Origin of the sequence: Xanthomonas sp. NCPPB 3761 (assembly GCF_041475705.2) — a bacterium.
In the GTDB taxonomy this organism is placed as follows: domain Bacteria; phylum Pseudomonadota; class Gammaproteobacteria; order Xanthomonadales; family Xanthomonadaceae; genus Xanthomonas; species Xanthomonas phaseoli.
On record NZ_CM191262.1, the window covers coordinates 2,094,363 to 2,110,805 of the forward strand.

Genomic DNA, 16,443 nt, shown 5'->3' on the forward strand with positions numbered 1-16,443 from the left:
GCTCACTCGCCCGGCTTGGCGCCTTCCACGGGTGCATGCGTGGCGGCACGACGCGCCAGTACCGTTTCGCGATGGGCGATATAGACGTTGGCGCCGATGATGATGGCCGCACCGATCACGGTGTGGCGTTCGATCGCCTCGCCGAACAGCCACCAACCCAGCAGCGCCACCAACGGCAGCTGCATGAAACTGATCGGCTGTAGCGCAGAGACTTCGCCCAGCTTGAGTGCGCGCGTCCAGAACAACTGCCCGGCGGTGCCGAAGATGCCAGTGGCCACCAGCCATACCCAGCCGATGCCCTGCGGCCAGTTCCATTGGAACAGCGCCGGAATCAGCGACATCGGCACCCAGAACACGTAGGTGTAGAACACCACCGTGTCCGAGTCGTCGCTGCGCGAGAGCTGTTTGATCTGGATCGCGACGATGGCGCTGATGACCGCAGCCAACAGCGCAATCAGCAAGCCGGGCGTGAACGTGGACGAGCCTGGTCGCAGGATCACCAGCACGCCGATAAAACCCGCCGCCACCGCCAGCCAGCGCCGCAGCCGGACCTGCTCATGCAGCCACACCACGGCCAGCACGGTGACGAATAACGGCGTGGAGTAGGAGAGCGAGATGGCCTGCGACAGGGGCAGATGGCCGATCGCCCAAAACCCGCACAGCATCGAGGCCAGGCCGATCAAGGTACGGGCGAAATACTGCGGCAATTGCCGCGTGCGCGGCAGCGGCTTGCCCGGCCGCAGGATCAACGGCAACAACGCCAGCAACCCGAACACATTGCGGAAAAATGCGATCTCGGTCGTCGCAATCGTGCTCGAGGCCAGGCGGATGGTGATTGCCATCAACCCGAAGGCGAAGGTACTGGTGAGCATCCACAGCGCGGCTCGCCGCGATACCTGCGCTGGCGTCACCAATGCGCCCCGATGATGCGCGGTTCCGGCTCCAGGATCACCGAATAGCGCTCGCGCACCGACTCGGCAATGCGCCGCGCGAAATCCAGCAACTGCGCGCCGGTGGCGGTGCCGTAATTGACCAGCACCAGCGCGTGCTCGGGCGACACGCCGGCATCGCCCTCGCGCTTGCCCTTCCAGCCGCATTGCTCGATCAGCCAGGCGGCCGACAATTTGCCCTGGCCGGCATGCTCGCCCGGATACACCGGCATGTCGGCAAAGCTGGCCTGCAACGCGGCAATCTGTTCGCTCGGCAGCAGCGGGTTCTTGAAGAAGCTGCCTGCGTTGCCCAGCACGTCCGGGTCCGGCAACTTGCGGCGACGGATGTTGATCACTGCCTGCGCCACATCGGCCGCGCCTGCCAGTTCGGCGCCCATGCGCGCCAGTTCCTCGCGAATACCGGCGTAGTCCAGTCGCAGTTCGTGCAGCAGCGGTAGATTGAATTCCACCGCCACGATCAGATAACGCTCGGGCTGCTGCTTGAACACGCTGTCGCGGTAGCCGAACGCGCAGTCGGCCGCATCCAGCCGCACGAACTGCTGGCCATGCCGGTCGAAGGCTTCCACCACGTGGATGAAGTCGCCCACCTGCGCGCCATACGCACCGATGTTCTGGATCGGGCAGGCGCCCACGGTGCCCGGAATCAAGGCCAGGTTTTCCAGCCCCGACAAGCCCTGCTGCAGCGAGTACAGCACCAGCGCATGCCAGTTCACGCCGGCACCGGCGCGCACGATGGCGTGGTCGGCACGGTGCGCGATGATGGAGGTCTCGCGGTTGTCGAAACACAGCACGCAGCCTGGCGGATCGCCGGCCAGCAGGACATTGCTGCCGCTGCCCAGCACCAGCAACGGTTGTCCGGCGATCTCGGGCGCGGCCAATGCCTGCGGCAATGCCTCAGGCGCGTGGACGTTGAGCAACCAGCGCGCGGTGGCCTCCACATGGAAGGTGTTGAGCGCGCGCAGCGGCGCCTGTTCGCTCAGCTGCCAGCCTGTTTGCACGGCATCGCTCATAGCGTCGACACCGCACCGCCGCTGGGTGCTTCGCGGCGGCGTCGGATGGCGTTGACGCATTCACCGATGAGCTGCGGTCCGCGATACACCAACCCGCTGTAGCACTGCACCAGACTCGCACCGGCTGCCATCTTGGCCACCGCATCGGCTCCGGAGTTGATGCCGCCCACGCCAATCAACGGGATCGATTCGGGCAGGCGCGCGCGCAGGCGCCGCAGCACCAACGTGGATTGCCCCAGCAGCGGCGCGCCGGAGAGTCCACCGGCTTCGGCAGCCAGCGGGTGATTGGCCACCAGCGTGCGCGTCACCGTGGTGTTGGTGGCGATCACGCCATCCACCGCCAGGTCGGCCAGCACGCGTGCGGCGGCATCGATGTCGCGGTCGTTGAGGTCCGGCGCCACCTTGACCAGCATCGGCACCCGTTTGCCGTGCTGCGCGCTTAGCGCTTCCTGGGTTTCGCGCAAGTCGGAAATCAGGCGGCGCAGCGATTGTTCCTCCTGCAACTCACGCAAGCCTGCGGTATTGGGCGAGGAGATGTTGACCGTGATGTAGTCGGCCAGCGGATACACGCGCTCCATGCAGTAACGGTAGTCGCTGGTGGCCTCCTCGTTGGGCGTGTCCTTGTTCTTGCCGATGTTGATGCCGAGCAGGCCTCCCGTGCGGCGTGCGCGCTGCACGTTGGCCACCAGCGCATCCACGCCCAGATTGTTGAAGCCCATGCGGTTGATCACCGCCTGGTATTCCGGCAATCGGAACATGCGTGGCTTGGGGTTGCCTTCCTGCGCACGCGGCGTCACCGTGCCGATCTCGACAAAGCCAAAGCCCAGCGCAAACAACGCATCGATGTGCTCGCCGTTCTTGTCCAGCCCGGCACCCAGCCCCACCGGGTTGGGGAACATCAGGCCGAAGGCCGGGGTGGGCAGCGGCACCGGGCGCCTGGCCAGCAACGCCGTGGTGCCGGTGCGGTAGGCGGTGTCGATGGAACGCAACGCCAGCGCGTGGGCGCGCTCGGCATCCAGGGAAAACAGGAAGGGGCGGGCAAGCGAATACATGCGGGTCAGTTCAATCTCCCGGCGAACACGCGGGTTTGGTATTGGAAGTCGATCAGCCCGTCGTGCGCAGACGCATCGAACAACGTGCGGAGTGCGGCGAGCATCGGGGCATGACGTGGGTCGTGCGCAAGCGGGGCGTACGAGGACGACAGCAGGCGGCCGCGCAAGCTCTCGAAGTCCAGCCGCTGCACATTCGGGAAGCGGGCCATCGCGCGGAAGCCTTCGCCGAACCACGCCTGCATGGTGGCGTCGTCCTGGTACCGCTCGGCCACTGCGGAATAGTCGGTGCCGTAATCCAGCAGCAGCTGCTCGTAGCCGCGCAGGAACGCGGTGCTGTCCAGCTCGCGCGAATTCCAGTACACCACCGCCAGGCCGCCGGGTTGCAGGATGCGCGCCCATTCCTCGCGTACCGCCTGCATGTCGAACCAGTGGAATGCTTGTGCCGCAGACACCAAGCCCACGCTGGCATCGGCCAGCCCGGTGGCTTCGGCGGTGCCGTCGATCGCCTGAAACTTGGGAAATTCCGCCAGCCACTGCAGCGCGGCTTCGCGCATGGCCTGGTTGGGCTCCACCGCCGTCACCGCATACCCGGCTTCCAGAAACAGCCGGCTGGAAATGCCGGTGCCGGCGCCGATGTCGGCCACTGCCGTTGCGGGCGTCACGCCCAGTTCGTCGTGCAGCCAGCGCAGCAACTGCGGGGGGTAACTGGGCCGGTAGCGCACATAGGCCGCCACGCGGTCGTTGAAGCGCTGGGCGGAGGAGGGCGTGGCCATGCTCAACTGTTGGCGGCCGCAAGCCAGGCCATTCCGCCGAAGAACAGCAGGAAAAACGCGATTCCCACCACCCAGAGCGCCACCGCCAGCCAGCCCATGATGAGGCCGCCGATGGCCAGGCCGTCGCCATCCAGGCCCTGGGGGTTGCGGCGGATTTCCGCGCGGGCCAGATGCCCGGTAATGATGGCGCAGATGCTGCCCAGGAACGGGATCAGCGTCCAGCCGAGAATGCCCGCAACCAGGCTGACGATCGCCATGGCGCTGGTCTGTCGAACGACAACGTTCATCATGAACTCCTTGAAAGGCGGGCAGCCGAAGGCTGGCGTCGCACGATTATCCCAGAGCTGCCGGGCAAAAGGCGTGCCGTTTGCGGCCAAACGTCGTTGCGGGGCTGGTTCTGCGTGCGCGATGAGCTGAAATCGCCGCGCGTGCGGGTAGGGCGTGGCCATGCCTGTCGAGGCGCGTGCTGCCGGACACTGGCTGTCGGCGGTGCCGAACGGGCGCCATGCGGCTCGGCGGGCTCAAGCCGGGCCGGTGCCACGTGGCGCCGACATTCTACTGCCGGGCGAGCGCTGCGCCCGGTGCAGACGTGGCATGCGCTGCACAGAGCCGGATTGCTGGGCTTCGCCTGCAGCCGCCGATGTTTTCCGGGCTGCCAGCGCGGCCGCAATAGTGGGAACACCCGGGGTGTGTGCGTCGGCGATGCCGCGCGGACCGCCGCAGCAGGCCCGTTGCGACCGCACGGCGCGCCAAGCAGGTGCCCGGCGCGCCATGCGACATGGATCAAAGATCGAACTTGATGCCCTGCGCCAGCGGCAGCGAATCGGAGTAGTTGATGGTGTTGGTCTGACGACGCATATACACCTTCCACGCATCCGAGCCAGACTCGCGACCGCCGCCGGTTTCCTTCTCGCCGCCGAACGCACCGCCGATTTCCGCACCCGAGGTGCCGATGTTGACGTTGGCGATGCCGCAATCGCTGCCTGCCGCCGACAGGAACTTCTCGGCGGCCTTGAGGTTCTGGGTGAAGATCGACGACGACAGGCCCTGCGGCACGCCGTTCTGCAGCTCGATCGCTTCATCCAGCGTGCTGTACTTCATTACGTACAGGATCGGCGCGAAGGTCTCGTGCTGCACCACCGCGTCGCTGTTCTGCAGCCCCGTGACAATGGCCGGCAGCACGAAGTTGCCCGGGCGATCGATCGCCGTGCCGCCCACTTCGACGGTGCCGCCGGCCGCCTTGGCCTTGGCGATCGAGTCGAGGAACTGCGCAACGGCGCCCTGGCTGTTGAGTGGGCCCATCAGGTTTGCCGGGTCGGTGGGGTCGCCGATCTTGCTGTCGAGCTGCTTGTACGCCTTGACCAGCGTGGCCAGCACGGTGTCATAGATGGAGGCGTGCACGATCAGGCGGCGCGTGGTGGTGCAGCGCTGCCCGGCGGTGCCGACCGCACCGAACACGATGCCCGGAATGGCCAGCTTCAGGTCGGCGGTTTCGTCAAGGATGATGGCGTTGTTGCCGCCCAGTTCCAGCAGGCAGCGGCCCAGGCGACGGGCGACCTTCTCTGCCACCACGCGGCCGATCTGGGTCGAACCGGTGAAGCTGATCAACGGCACGCGGGTGTCTTCGACCAGCTTTTCCGACAGCGCCGTGCCGGCATCGTTGATCAGGAAGAAGATGTCCGGGAAGCCGGCATCCTTGAGCGCCGCGTTGCAGATCTTCATCGTCGCGATCGCGGTCAGCGGCGTCTTGTTGGACGGCTTCCAGATGCAGACATCGCCGCAAATTGCCGCCAGAAACGCATTCCACGCCCACACCGCCACCGGGAAGTTGAACGCGCTGATGATGCCCACCAGGCCCAAGGGCTGGTACTGCTCGTACATGCGGTGGCCGGGGCGCTCCGAATGCATGGTGTAGCCATAGAGCATGCGGCTCTGGCCCACGGCAAAGTCGGCGATGTCGATCATCTCCTGCACTTCGCCGTCGCCTTCGGGCTTGCTCTTGCCCATTTCCAGCGCCACCAGCGACCCGAGCGCATCCTTGTGCGCGCGCAGCGCCTCGCCGCACAGACGCACCGCCTCGCCGCGACGCGGCGCCGGCGTGGTCCGCCACACCTTGAAGGCGGCCTGCGCGCGCTGGACGATCAGCTCGTAGTCTTCCGGCGTGGTCGCCTGCACCTCGGCGATCACCGCGTTGGTGGTCGGATTGAGCGGCTGCAGCACCCCGGCGCCGGTGGCCTGCGACCAGGTCGCCTCGCCAAGATAGGTGCCGGAATTGGACGCAGCGAGGTCGAGCGCCTTGAGCAGGTCAGCGGACATGGGATCTCCTGGAAACGGTGACGGTCGCGGTAGCAGAGCCACCCGCAACTCGGTAGCCGGCGATTTTAGCAGGCTCCGCCGGCCACCTACCGGCTTGGCAATCGCAACGATCGTGCGACAATGCCGCCCTTGGCCCCGTAGCTCAGCTGGATAGAGCGTCCCCCTCCTAAGGAAGAGGGGAAATTGAGGGGTCACCGCTATCTTGTCTAACCTGTTGTTTAATAAAGCCTGGTGTCGCCCGTTCGGCGGGTGCGATGCAGGTTTGGACATCCCAAAGCAGCTTCCAACAGTGCTTATTCGCCACAGCTTTGCCACGACTGCCGGTGTTGCCAAAACTGCGATATAAGAAGTCTGAAATCGGTCTAAGGACGGCCCGCTCGAACATGTCTACCAGCGCGCTTCAAACGCTTCGAAAGCTGTATCCGCAACGCTATGCATTGAGGCCTGAGGGCGTGGCTGGTGTGCTTTGTGGTCAAAGCACGAGAGGTCTGGTGCAGCGCGTTCGCGAAGGCATACAGTCAGGGCGCAACCCGGGTGCTCGCAAGATCGATGGATTGATCCAGATGCCTCCTGAAGCGTTGGCCTAGATCTTGGATCCGGCGCCCGTTCATCAGCCGATCGTTCCAACGGTTATGCCGTCGAGCTCACGACGCCGCTCCGTTATTGGGCCGTGTCTGAGCTTTGCGCGCGAGGTGGGCTGGGGTAAGCATCCCAACTAGTCTAAGATGAAACTCCGAAGTGGAAGCTGAAAAAGGAATTTTTATGGAAGTAGACGAAAAGATCCACGAGCAGGAACCGTGCTTTGTCATTGATACCGGGATCACGAAGATTGGAGACATCATTCTTACGTCCGAATATGCACTCGGAAGTAAGTCAATCCGAGCAGTGACACTTGGCGATTACTCGCACGCCATGATCAATGTGGGCATTTCAAGCTATATCCATGCGGTAAAGGATAAGGGGGTCGAGGTGGCGAACCCGCAGCGCAAGGGGTATGACCGCGCAGATCGAGTGGTTGTTCTTCGCTATCAAGGCGATAACCAGGTCGAAGTGGCGACACGTGCGGCAGAGTTCGTTCGCGGTCAGGTGGGAATGGAGCGTGTGCAGAATTTTGTGTAACCGTGGTTTGGGTTACCGCTGAGGAAGTCGCCCCTCGAACTGGATCGTAAAGCGGTTCAGCGCAGCCTTCCAGTCGCGGATCGGCAGCGTCCATTTCTTGGTGATGTTGCGCAGAGCCAGGTAGAACAGTTTCATCAAGGCTTCGTCGCTGGGGAACGCGCCGCGGTTCTTGGTCAGCTTGCGCAGGCTCATGTTGACCGACTCGATGGCGTTGGTCGTATAGATCACCTTGCGGATCTCCGGTGGGTAGTCGAAGAACGGGATCAGTCGTGACCAATTGCGCCGCCATGACTGGCTGATGGGCGGGTACTGGGCGTCCCACTTGGCCTCGAACTCGGTCAGTGCCTGCTCGGCCTCCTCGACGGTGGCGCAGGCGTAAATGCGCTTGAGATCGGCGGCAACCTCGGCGCGGCGTTTCCACGAGACGTAGTTCAGGCTGTGCCGCACCATGTGCACGATGCACAGCTGCACGGTGGTCTGCGGGAACACCGCCTCGATCGCCTCGGGAAACCCCTTCAGGCCATCGACGCAGGCAATGAAGATGTCCTGCACCCCGCGGTTGCGTAGCTCCGTCACGACTTGCAGCCAAAACTTGGCACCCTCGGCCTGCGCCAGCCATAGGCCCAGCACTTCCTTCTCGCCGCCCATGGTGATGCCGATGGCCAGGTACACCGCCTTGACCCGCACCGCGCCCTCGCGCACTTTGACGTGGATGCAGTCCAGATAGACGATCGGATAGACCGGATCCAGTGGCCGCGCCTGCCACGCCTTGACCTCCTCGACGACCGCATCGGTGACTGAGGAAATCAGACTCGGCGACACCTCGGTGCCGTACATCTCCTCCAGGTGCGACTGGATCTCGCGCACGGTCATGCCGCGCGCGTACAACGACAAGATCTTGTCATCGAAGCCGGCCCAGCGGGTCTGGTGCTTGGGGATCAGCTGTGGCGCGAAGCTGCCGTGGCGATCACGCGGAATCTCGATCGGCAGCTCGCCGAACTCGCCCTTGAGCGTCTTGCGGCTGCGTCCGTTGCGCGTGTTGCCGGCCGCGTTGGCGACCGGCTCATGCTTGTCATGACCGAGGTGTTCGGTCATCTCCGCGTCCAGCGCCCGCTCCACCAACCGCTTGGTCAGCTGCTTGAGCAGGCCGTTCTCGCCGATCAGATCCTCGGGTTTGGTGTAGTTGACCAACAGGCTGCTAAGCAGCTCGTCGGGTACCTCATGTGTGCGTGGGCTCATGGTGTCTCCGGGTTAGGTGGCAGTCTCCTGCCTGTGGCCCGGTTACACAAAATCTAGGACACGCCCTGCGCTTCAGCGACTGCTAAATCGCCAAGACGGTCAGGATGTCCCCCTTGGCTGTACTCGCAACGACTTGCGCAATGAGATTGCGAGTTTCCAGTGGAATCTGTGGCAGCGGACGACGGCGTGGGTGGTGTAGGGGCGACGACACTGTTGCTCCTGACGCCGAATACCGGGTAGTGGTGCCGCTGCGACCTCCTCCAGTTTTGACCAACGCCTCGTTCTCTCAGCAATAGCGATGAATACGTATGCACGCCCACGCTCTTGCAGCGTCACGCCGCTAGGCTAACGCCCTTAGTCGGTGGCCGTGTTGGCTGCCAGCAGTGGCCCGGGAGGGGCGTGCATGTCGCAGACACCATGGTGGCGCGGGGCGGTCATCTATCAGATCTATCCGCGTAGTTTTCTGGATTCCAACGGCGATGGGGTCGGCGATCTGCCGGGCATCATTGCCAAGCTCGACTACATCGCTGGGCTAGGTGTGGATGCGATCTGGATCTCGCCGTTCTTCAAGTCGCCGATGGCCGATTTCGGCTATGACATCGCAGACTATCGTGCCGTGGATCCGTTGTTCGGGACGCTGGACGATTTCGATCGTCTGCTCGACAAGGCGCATACGCTCGGGCTGAAAGTAATGATCGACCAGGTGCTGAGCCACACCTCGATCGAACATGCGTGGTTCCAGGAAAGCCGCCAGGACCGAACCAATGCGAAGGCCGATTGGTATGTATGGGCCGATCCGCGCGAGGACGGGACGCCGCCCAACAATTGGTTGTCGCTATTCGGTGGTGTGGCGTGGCAATGGGAGCCGCGGCGCGAGCAGTACTACCTGCATAACTTCCTGGTGGATCAGCCCGACCTCAATTTCCACAATATCGAGGTGCAGCAGGCGACCCTGGACAATGTGCGGTTCTGGTTGGACCGAGGGGTGGATGGCTTCCGCCTGGATGCAATCAACTTCTGCTTCCATGACGCGCAGCTGCGCGATAACCCAGCCAAGCCGGCCGACAAGCGGGTGGGGCGGGGCTTTAGCGCGGACAATCCGTATGCCTATCAGTACCACTACTTCAACAACACGCAGCCGGAAAACCTGACGTTCCTGGAACGCCTGCGTGCGCTGCTCGACCGCTATCCCAATGCGGTGAGCCTGGGCGAGATTTCTTCGGAAGACTCGCTGGCGACCACGGCCGAATACACCGCCAAGGGCCGCTTGCACATGGGCTACAGCTTCGAGCTGCTGGTGCAGGACTATAGCGCGGCCTATATCCGCGAAACGGTGAGCCGGCTCGAGGCCACCATGTTGGAAGGATGGCCGTGCTGGGCGATTTCCAATCACGATGTGGTGCGTGCGGTGACGCGTTGGGGCGGCGAAGATGCATCGCCTGCGTTCGCTCGCATGGTGGTGGCGCTCCTGTGTTCGTTGCGCGGTTCGGTCTGCCTGTACCAGGGCGAGGAGCTTGGGTTGAGTGAGGCGGATGTGGCCTTCGAGGATCTGCAGGATCCGTACGGCATCACGTTCTGGCCGACTTTCAAGGGCCGGGACGGATGCCGTACGCCGATGCCGTGGACCGATGCGCCGTCGGCGGGATTCACCAGCGGCAAGCCGTGGCTGCCGTTGTCCGAGCCGCACCGTCTGGCTGCAGTGAGTGTGCAGCAGGACGATGCCCCGTCCGTGCTGAGCGCCGTGCGGGCATTTCTTGCCTGGCGTAAGGGCATGCCAGCGCTACGCGAAGGCGCGATCATGTTCTACGACACAGCAGAGCCGGTGCTGATGTTCCGGCGTGAGCATGCGGGCCAGGTCATGCTGTTGGCGTTCAATTTGTCCTCCGACGTTGCCGAGCTTGCGCTGCCTGAAGGCGCATGGGGACAGATCGATGTCCCCGGGGTGGCGCGGGGCGTGATCGAGGATGGACGGGTGAGCTTGCCTGGGCACGCGGTGGTGTGCGCCACGGGCGAGGGCTGATAGCACCATTTCACAGTCGGGCATGCTGTGATTGAGTGAGACAGGCGAGGCATTCGATCGGATGCCTCGCTTTTTTGTATGCGATGTCAGCTACCAATCAGTGCTTGCGCCGGGCGCTGTGCCCGGCAAGCGATTCAAGATGCGTCATATCGAGGGGCTGTTGCAGGAAACGGCAATGCATCTGCGCCGGCCCGATCAAGCTGCAGGCGCAGGGTGCCTGATGACGCTGCGTGCGATCGCCACATCGTCAATCGACGCGCTTGGCTCGCGTGTTACGGCGTTTGATGCGCATGGTAACGTCGAGAAGCCAGGGGGGTATGTGGCGCTTAGCACACCCGATTCCCTGGATTGAAAGCGGCTGACTGAACGCAGCGAGCATGGCGTGGATGGGGCCCGCTGAACTGGAGTGCACGCCCAGCACATGCCCCTTCCAGCTCCGGTATCGCCCGCTTGGCGTTTGAATGGTCTTGTTATTAGCGGCTCTCGTGGCGATTGTGTTTACCCGAATGGCGTTGGTGCTCATTCAAAACAAAAGCCGCCGGTCTTTAAACGGCGGCTTCTGAGTAGGCAACATCTTGAGGCTCTGGGGCAGGGCGCTGTGGGTGCATTGCGCGTATTGGAGAGCGACCCTTTTTGAAAAATCTACAGAATATGAAGCAGTACACCTGGAGCTGATTGTGTTTGAATCCGTACCCTCACCCAACCCCTCTCCAGGGGGGAGAGGGACTACAGGGCCGCTATTTGTTGCTGCAGCAGATCAGAACTTGTAGTTCACACCCAGCACGAACGTACGGCCCCACTCGATGTATTCCAGCGGGCGGTCCTTGGTTTCTGCGTATGTGCGATACGGCGAGTTGCTGAGGTTGCTGGCCTGCAGCAGCAGGGTCAGGCCGGACAGGGCGCTGGCTTCGCTGAAGTTGTAGCTGATCTGCGCGTCGGTGATGTTTTCGCCGACCACATAGCGCAACGTGCGGTTGCCGTTGAAATTGCCGATTTCGCCGATGAAGTCCGAGCGCCGACGCTGGCTGACGCGTGCTTCGAAGCCTTTGTGCTCGTAGTAGGCAGTCAGGTTGTAGACGCGCTTGGACAAGCCCGGCAGGCTGATTTCACCGTCGCCCACGCTGGAGGCGCTTTCCGGGTCGCGGATCTTGACGTCGCTGTCGTTGAAGGTGGCGCTGGCCTGGATGCCGAAGCCTTCCAATGGCGCGAAGACCAGATCCAGCGGCAGCGAGGCGGTGAGTTCGACGCCGCGCAAGGTGCCGCCCTTGCCGTTGAACGGGGCGCTGAAGGTGCCGGTGGTCAGTACCGGTGCAGAGCCCGGCGGCGGCACGTAGCCGGCCACCAGTGCGGAGAAATCGTAGTTGTCGCGGCTCTGGGTGTAGATATAGCTCTTGAGATCCTTATAGAAGAACGCTGCCGCCACGTAGGCGCGGTCGGCGAAATACTTCTCATAGGAGATGTCCAGGGCGTTGGCACGCCATGGGTCGAGCATGGGGTTGCCACCGCTGGCTCCGGGGCGCCCGGTCGAGGTGTCGACACCGAATTCCAGCGAGGCACGTAGTTGGTCCACGCGCGGGCGTGCGACCTGCTTGGCCATCGCAAAGCGCAGCGTCTGCTCGTACGGGAACTGGAAAGCCAGGTTCAAGCTGGGCAGCCAGTCGCGGTAGGTCTTGCCATCGTCGATGGGCCGCACTTCGCTACCGGCCGGCTGCGAGGCATCCCAGTAATTCGCCTGCGATGACTGGTCGGCACTCTGCAGTTGCACGCCGATATTGCCGCGCACACCCACTTCGCCCCATTCGGTATTGATATTTGCACGCAGCCAGGCAGTGGTGATTTTTTCTTCCACCGTCCACGCCTTGGACACCAGGAACGAGGCGTCGTCGCTGGGGTTGAACACCATGTAGCGCGCCACCGTGGCTGGCACATTCCATGCGGGCAGGGAGCCGAGACCGGCAAAGCCGAGATTGACCGGTGCGTATTGCAGATCCGCCGCCACTGTGGCCTCGCCCTGAGCGCCCAGCGTGATATTGCCTTCGGGCTGGGTCTTCTGCTTTCGGCGATTGGCGTAGTTGACGCCCACATCCAGGTCCGAGAACCAGCTCAGCGCTTCGGGCATGGGGAAGTTGGCCTGCAGGCGCGCGCCCTTGAGCACGTCTTCCACGCTCGGCACTTTGCCGTAGCCGGACCCGTAGATGGTGTTGGTGAGGAACAGCTCGTCCGGATTGGAATAATTCATGCCCGGCGACAGCTGCGAGAAGCCGTTGCCGACGACCGACACGCCCACGGTGTCCAGCTGCGGCATGGGGGCACGCTGAAGATTGTTCTCCAGGTTCAGTTCGTCGCGGGTGGCCTTGGAGTAGTTCAGGTCGGCGACGATCTTGACGGAGCCGGCGGTGACCTCGTTATTCCAGCCGAACGCATCGATCTTGTCTTCGCGCTTGTTGTACATGCCACGCACCAACGGATAGACGCCGCTGGCATCGCCGCCGATGAAGGTATTGCGATCGTTGACGCGCACGTTGCTGATGTTCAGGCCGGGCGTGTAGCCGCCGTTGTAGTTGCTCAGATTGAGCTCGAACTGGTTGGCGGTGTCGATCTGCTCGGCTTCGGTGTGGAAGGCATCGAGCGTGCTGGTCCAGGCATTGGACGGGCGATACTGCAGCGTGGCCATGACGCCGTCGCGCTTCTGATTGCCGGTGCGCCGCAGGGCCTTGATGCCATCGGAGAAGTACACGCCATCGGCGACGCCAGGACGCTGCCGCTGCGCGTTGACCTGCTGCCACGGTTCGTACAGGCCCACCTGGTTTTCCTGGATCGGCATGTCGGTGTGCGCGTAACCGATGGTCAGGCCGATGGTGCGGTCGGCGAATTGGTCGATGTAGCTGACATTGAAACGGTTGCCATACGGGTCGACGTTGGCGGCCTTGCCCAGCGAATTGCGCTGATAGCGGCCACCGATGGCGATCACGCGCTCGTTGTAGCTGAGCGGGCGTGCGGTCTGCATGTCCACCGTGCCCGACAGGCCCTGTCCGACCAGGCCGGCATCGGGGGTCTTGTAGACGGTGACGCCGCTGACCAGTTCGGACGGGTATTGGTCGAACTCCACGCTGCGGTTGTCGCCGGTGCTGACCACTTCGCGCCCGTTGAGCAGCGTGGTGGAAAAGTCCGGCGACAGGCCGCGCACGCTGATCACCTGCGCACGGCCGGCCACGCGTTGCGCAGCCAGGCCGGGCAGGCGCGCCAGCGATTCGGCGATGCTCACGTCCGGCAGGCGACCGATGTCTTCGGCCGAGATGGCTTCCACGATCGAAGTGGAGTCGCGCTTGACCGAGATGGCGCCTTCGATTGCGCGGCGCAGGCCGGTGACCTGGACCTTGTCCAGGTCGGTGACCGCGCCAGCAGTCTGTTCGGACGCGCCTTGTTGGGCGTCGCTTGCTTGTGCAGGCGCTGCCGTTTGCGCGGCGACCCATGTCGGTGCCATGGCAACAGCCAGGGCGATACTCAGCGCGGAGCGCTTGTGTTTCAACATTTTCCCCTCCCAGGTACATGTTGTTTCTGATTTTTGATCCGGCAGATGCCTGGATGTCATGCGTCGCGCGCCACGATGGACGTTACGCGACTGCGACGTATGGTAGACACGGCACCTGGGTGCAAACGTGCACTGCATACGTATTCACTGCGGTGTTGCGCGATGAAATCGATTCCATCCAGGGCCATGCCGGCGACAGCACGGTGATTGCGCTCGGTAACGACATGGTGCGCGATGCGCAGCGGCGGTATGAGCGCTGCCCCGTGCAATCGATCGCGCCGGCTGTGCGCGCCGGCGCCCACGCGATGGCGTAGTCAGCGTTTGCCACCCATCGGAACAAAGCGAATGGCCTGGCCGCCGCCCGGTGCCAGACGTAGCTCCAACGTATCGGCACTGCTGACCTGACGTTCTTCGCGCACGAAGGCGAACGGGTTGCTGGCATAATCCGCGCCGTCGCCATCGCGATAGATCTGCGCGGTGTAGCGCACGCCGGGTTCGAGAAAGCCCAGCGGCACCTGCAGCAGGCGGCCGTGTTCGTCGGTGATGCTGCCCAGGAACCAGTCGCGGCTATGCCGGTCCTTGCGTGCGATGGTGACGTAATCGCCTACCTCGCCATTCAGCGCACGGGTCTGGTCCCAGTCCACTGCCACGTCTTCGATGAAGCGAAACGCGTCGCGGTGTTGCAGATAGTGCTCGGGTAGATCGGCGGCCATCTGGATCGGGCTGTAGAGCGTCACATACAGCGCCAACTGGCGCGCCAACGTGCTGGGAATCGCCTGGCCGTTGCGGCCCTTCAGGCTGACGATGCCAGGCGTGTAATCCATCGGCCCTGCGAGCAGCCGGGTAAACACCAGGTTGACTTCGTGCTCGGGCGGATTGGGCGGCTGGCCCCAGGCGTTGTATTCCATGCCACGCGCGCCTTCGCGCGAGATCCAGTTGGGATAGGTACGGCGCAGCCCGGTGTCCTTGATCGGCTCGTGCGCATTGACAGCGATGTGGCGCTGCGCTGCTTCCTGCACCACGTGCAGGTGGTGACGCGCCATCCATTGCCCATCGTGCCATTCGCGCATCGGCGTGCCACCCGCGGGATTGCGCCGCTCCACCTGGCCGTCGTCGCAGACATAGCCGGTCTTGACCGAGTCCACGCCGAAGCGCGCATACAAGTCCATCGCTTCGGCGATTTGATCTTCGTAATGGTCCACTGCGCACCCGGTTTCATGATGGCCGATCAGGTGTACGCCCTTGCCGGCAGCGTACCTGCTGAGTGCTGGTAGGTCGAAATCCGGCGTGGACCGGGTGAAATCGAAGCTGCCGCCATTGCCGAACCATTCCCCGTCCCAGCCGGGATTCCAGCCTTCGACCAGCACGCCGCGAAAGCCGTGGTCGGCGGCGAAGTCGATGTAGCGTTTTGTCGTCGCGGTGGTTGCGCCGTGTCTGGGGCCGGTGGCCCAGGTCTGTTGATTGAGATGCATCGACCACCACACGCCCACATACTTGGATGGCTTGATCCAGCTCACCTCGCCCAGCACATTGGGCTCGTTGAGGTTGAGGATGAGGTTGGATTCCACCAGGCCGGTGGCTTGATCGGCGATCTGCAGCGTACGCCATGGCGTATCGAAGGGCAGGCTGCGGCGTACCTTCCAGCCTTCGGCCGCCGGCGACAGCTGCGCGCGCAGGCGCTGGTTGTCGGTGCGGCGCAGCCACATGCCGGCGTAGTCGACCAACGCCGCTTCATGCAGCGCGATGTGCAGCCCGCTGTCGGTGCGCAGCGTGAGTGGCGTATGCGCCAGTGCAACCTGGTTCAACGGCGTGTGCCGATACAGATATTCGTAGTGGATCGGCTCGCCTGCGGGAATCCACCACGCATCGGCAGGTTGCGCGATGGCGAATTCGGTCACTTCCTCGTCGATGACTGCCTCGCGCATGCCTGCTTGCTTGGGGAAGTGATAGCGCAGGCCCAGCCCGTCGTCGTAGACGCGGAAGATCACCTCGAAGGTACGCTGCGCACCGTCGCGCTCGCCCAGGCTCACGCGCAATTCGTTGTAGTGATTGCGCACCAGCCGCGTTTCGCCCCAGGGCTGCTCCCAGGTGTCATCGTGGCTTTGACGTGTTTGCGCAAGCACCACCATGCCGCGGTCCAGCCGGCCGTCGCGTAGCTCAAACCCCAGTCGCGAGCGTTGCACCACCGCCTCGCCCAGGCGCTGCACGCGGTAATAAGGCGTGCCGCCATCCACGTCCAGGCTGACCTGCAGCACCTTGTTCGGCGACTCCACGCTGACGGTGGTGGCTTCGGCATGCAGTTGCGGCGCAGTCCCGCCGAACAGCGTGAGGACCAGCAGCTGGGCGATCCATGCGGCGCCCAGTGTCGAGTGCGCTCGACGTGAAGACAGCGGCATATCCCCTCCCAAGGTGACCGTTGCGCAAGCAGTGAC

General features: G+C 63.6%; 13 protein-coding genes and 1 pseudogene. 5 read left to right on the forward strand and 9 right to left on the reverse strand.

Going from position 1 to position 16,443, the window contains the following annotated elements; translation table 11 throughout:
• Positions 1-2 precede the first annotated feature (2 nt).
• From ACCQ00_RS09260 to amaB, 6 genes are all read right to left on the reverse strand, one after another.
• Positions 3-914, reverse strand: coding sequence for a DMT family transporter (locus ACCQ00_RS09260; RefSeq protein WP_039575477.1), 912 nt, complete (start codon positions 912-914; stop codon positions 3-5).
• Positions 908-1,960, reverse strand: coding sequence for a UDP-N-acetylmuramate dehydrogenase (gene murB, locus ACCQ00_RS09265; RefSeq protein WP_039575475.1), 1,053 nt, complete (start codon positions 1,958-1,960; stop codon positions 908-910). Before murB ends, ACCQ00_RS09260 begins: the two co-directional genes overlap by 7 nt.
• Positions 1,957-3,012 (reverse strand): quinone-dependent dihydroorotate dehydrogenase, encoded by a 1,056-nt coding sequence (locus tag ACCQ00_RS09270; protein WP_039575473.1) that lies wholly within the window; start codon positions 3,010-3,012, stop codon positions 1,957-1,959. The genes murB and ACCQ00_RS09270 overlap by 4 nt, the downstream gene beginning before the upstream one ends.
• 5 nt (positions 3,013-3,017) lie before the next feature.
• Complete coding sequence (locus ACCQ00_RS09275; RefSeq protein ID WP_039584176.1) at positions 3,018-3,785, reverse strand: class I SAM-dependent methyltransferase; 768 nt, start codon at positions 3,783-3,785, stop codon at positions 3,018-3,020.
• A gap of 2 nt (positions 3,786-3,787) precedes the next feature.
• Positions 3,788-4,072, reverse strand: coding sequence for a DUF4190 domain-containing protein (locus ACCQ00_RS09280; RefSeq protein WP_011347158.1), 285 nt, complete (start codon positions 4,070-4,072; stop codon positions 3,788-3,790).
• Between the two features lie 496 nt (positions 4,073-4,568).
• Entirely contained in the window at positions 4,569-6,101 is a 1,533-nt protein-coding gene (amaB, locus tag ACCQ00_RS09285; protein ID WP_017158061.1) for an L-piperidine-6-carboxylate dehydrogenase, read from the reverse strand.
• A 383-nt stretch (positions 6,102-6,484) separates the two neighbouring features.
• Between amaB and ACCQ00_RS09290 the strand changes: the two are divergent.
• A pseudogene (locus tag ACCQ00_RS09290) lies at positions 6,485-6,802 on the forward strand (hypothetical protein); the annotation flags it as partial.
• A 37-nt stretch (positions 6,803-6,839) separates the two neighbouring features.
• A complete protein-coding gene (locus tag ACCQ00_RS09295; RefSeq protein ID WP_039575469.1) occupies positions 6,840-7,220 on the forward strand; it encodes a C40 family peptidase in 381 nt (126 codons plus the stop codon).
• 12 nt (positions 7,221-7,232) lie between these two features.
• On the opposite strand, the gene ACCQ00_RS09300 is transcribed toward ACCQ00_RS09295, so the two are convergent.
• On the reverse strand, positions 7,233-8,459 hold the full coding sequence (locus tag ACCQ00_RS09300; RefSeq protein WP_011345585.1) for an IS256-like element ISXax1 family transposase: 1,227 nt from the start codon (positions 8,457-8,459) through the stop codon (positions 7,233-7,235).
• 403 nt (positions 8,460-8,862) lie between these two features.
• On the opposite strand from ACCQ00_RS09300, the gene ACCQ00_RS09305 reads away from it, so the two are divergent.
• Both ACCQ00_RS09305 and ACCQ00_RS09310 read left to right on the forward strand, forming a co-directional pair.
• Entirely contained in the window at positions 8,863-10,479 is a 1,617-nt protein-coding gene (locus tag ACCQ00_RS09305; protein ID WP_039568865.1) for an alpha-amylase family glycosyl hydrolase, read from the forward strand.
• 61 nt (positions 10,480-10,540) lie between these two features.
• Positions 10,541-10,831, forward strand: a complete 291-nt coding sequence (locus tag ACCQ00_RS09310; RefSeq protein WP_236493578.1) for a hypothetical protein — start codon at positions 10,541-10,543, stop codon at positions 10,829-10,831.
• Positions 10,832-11,236: 405 nt separating this feature from the next.
• Here ACCQ00_RS09310 and ACCQ00_RS09315 read toward each other — a convergent pair whose 3' ends face one another.
• The gene (locus ACCQ00_RS09315) at positions 11,237-14,011 is read right to left on the reverse strand and encodes a TonB-dependent receptor (RefSeq protein ID WP_039568860.1); all 2,775 of its coding nucleotides are present in this window, start codon (positions 14,009-14,011) and stop codon (positions 11,237-11,239) included.
• Positions 14,012-14,028: 17 nt separating this feature from the next.
• On the opposite strand from ACCQ00_RS09315, the gene ACCQ00_RS09320 reads away from it, so the two are divergent.
• Entirely contained in the window at positions 14,029-14,325 is a 297-nt protein-coding gene (locus ACCQ00_RS09320) for a hypothetical protein (protein ID WP_039568858.1), read from the forward strand.
• Here ACCQ00_RS09320 and ACCQ00_RS09325 read toward each other — a convergent pair whose 3' ends face one another.
• Positions 14,326-16,407: a glycoside hydrolase family 97 protein gene (locus tag ACCQ00_RS09325; protein WP_039568855.1), complete on the reverse strand. Its 2,082-nt coding sequence runs from the start codon at positions 16,405-16,407 to the stop codon at positions 14,326-14,328.
• Positions 16,408-16,443: the final 36 nt, after the last annotated feature.

Coding starts and splice junctions, on each gene's coding strand:
- murB (WP_039575475.1), bottom strand. CDS start 1,960: ATGAGCGATGCCGTGCAAACAGGCTGGCAGCTGAGCGAACAGGCGCCG.
- ACCQ00_RS09315 (WP_039568860.1), bottom strand. CDS start 14,011: ATGTTGAAACACAAGCGCTCCGCGCTGAGTATCGCCCTGGCTGTTGCC.
- ACCQ00_RS09300 (WP_011345585.1), bottom strand. CDS start 8,459: ATGAGCCCACGCACACATGAGGTACCCGACGAGCTGCTTAGCAGCCTG.
- ACCQ00_RS09275 (WP_039584176.1), bottom strand. CDS start 3,785: ATGGCCACGCCCTCCTCCGCCCAGCGCTTCAACGACCGCGTGGCGGCC.
- ACCQ00_RS09270 (WP_039575473.1), bottom strand. CDS start 3,012: ATGTATTCGCTTGCCCGCCCCTTCCTGTTTTCCCTGGATGCCGAGCGC.
- ACCQ00_RS09310 (WP_236493578.1), top strand. CDS start 10,541: ATGCCTCGCTTTTTTGTATGCGATGTCAGCTACCAATCAGTGCTTGCG.
- ACCQ00_RS09325 (WP_039568855.1), bottom strand. CDS start 16,407: ATGCCGCTGTCTTCACGTCGAGCGCACTCGACACTGGGCGCCGCATGG.
- amaB (WP_017158061.1), bottom strand. CDS start 6,101: ATGTCCGCTGACCTGCTCAAGGCGCTCGACCTCGCTGCGTCCAATTCC.
- ACCQ00_RS09320 (WP_039568858.1), top strand. CDS start 14,029: ATGTTGTTTCTGATTTTTGATCCGGCAGATGCCTGGATGTCATGCGTC.
- ACCQ00_RS09305 (WP_039568865.1), top strand. CDS start 8,863: ATGTCGCAGACACCATGGTGGCGCGGGGCGGTCATCTATCAGATCTAT.
- ACCQ00_RS09280 (WP_011347158.1), bottom strand. CDS start 4,072: ATGAACGTTGTCGTTCGACAGACCAGCGCCATGGCGATCGTCAGCCTG.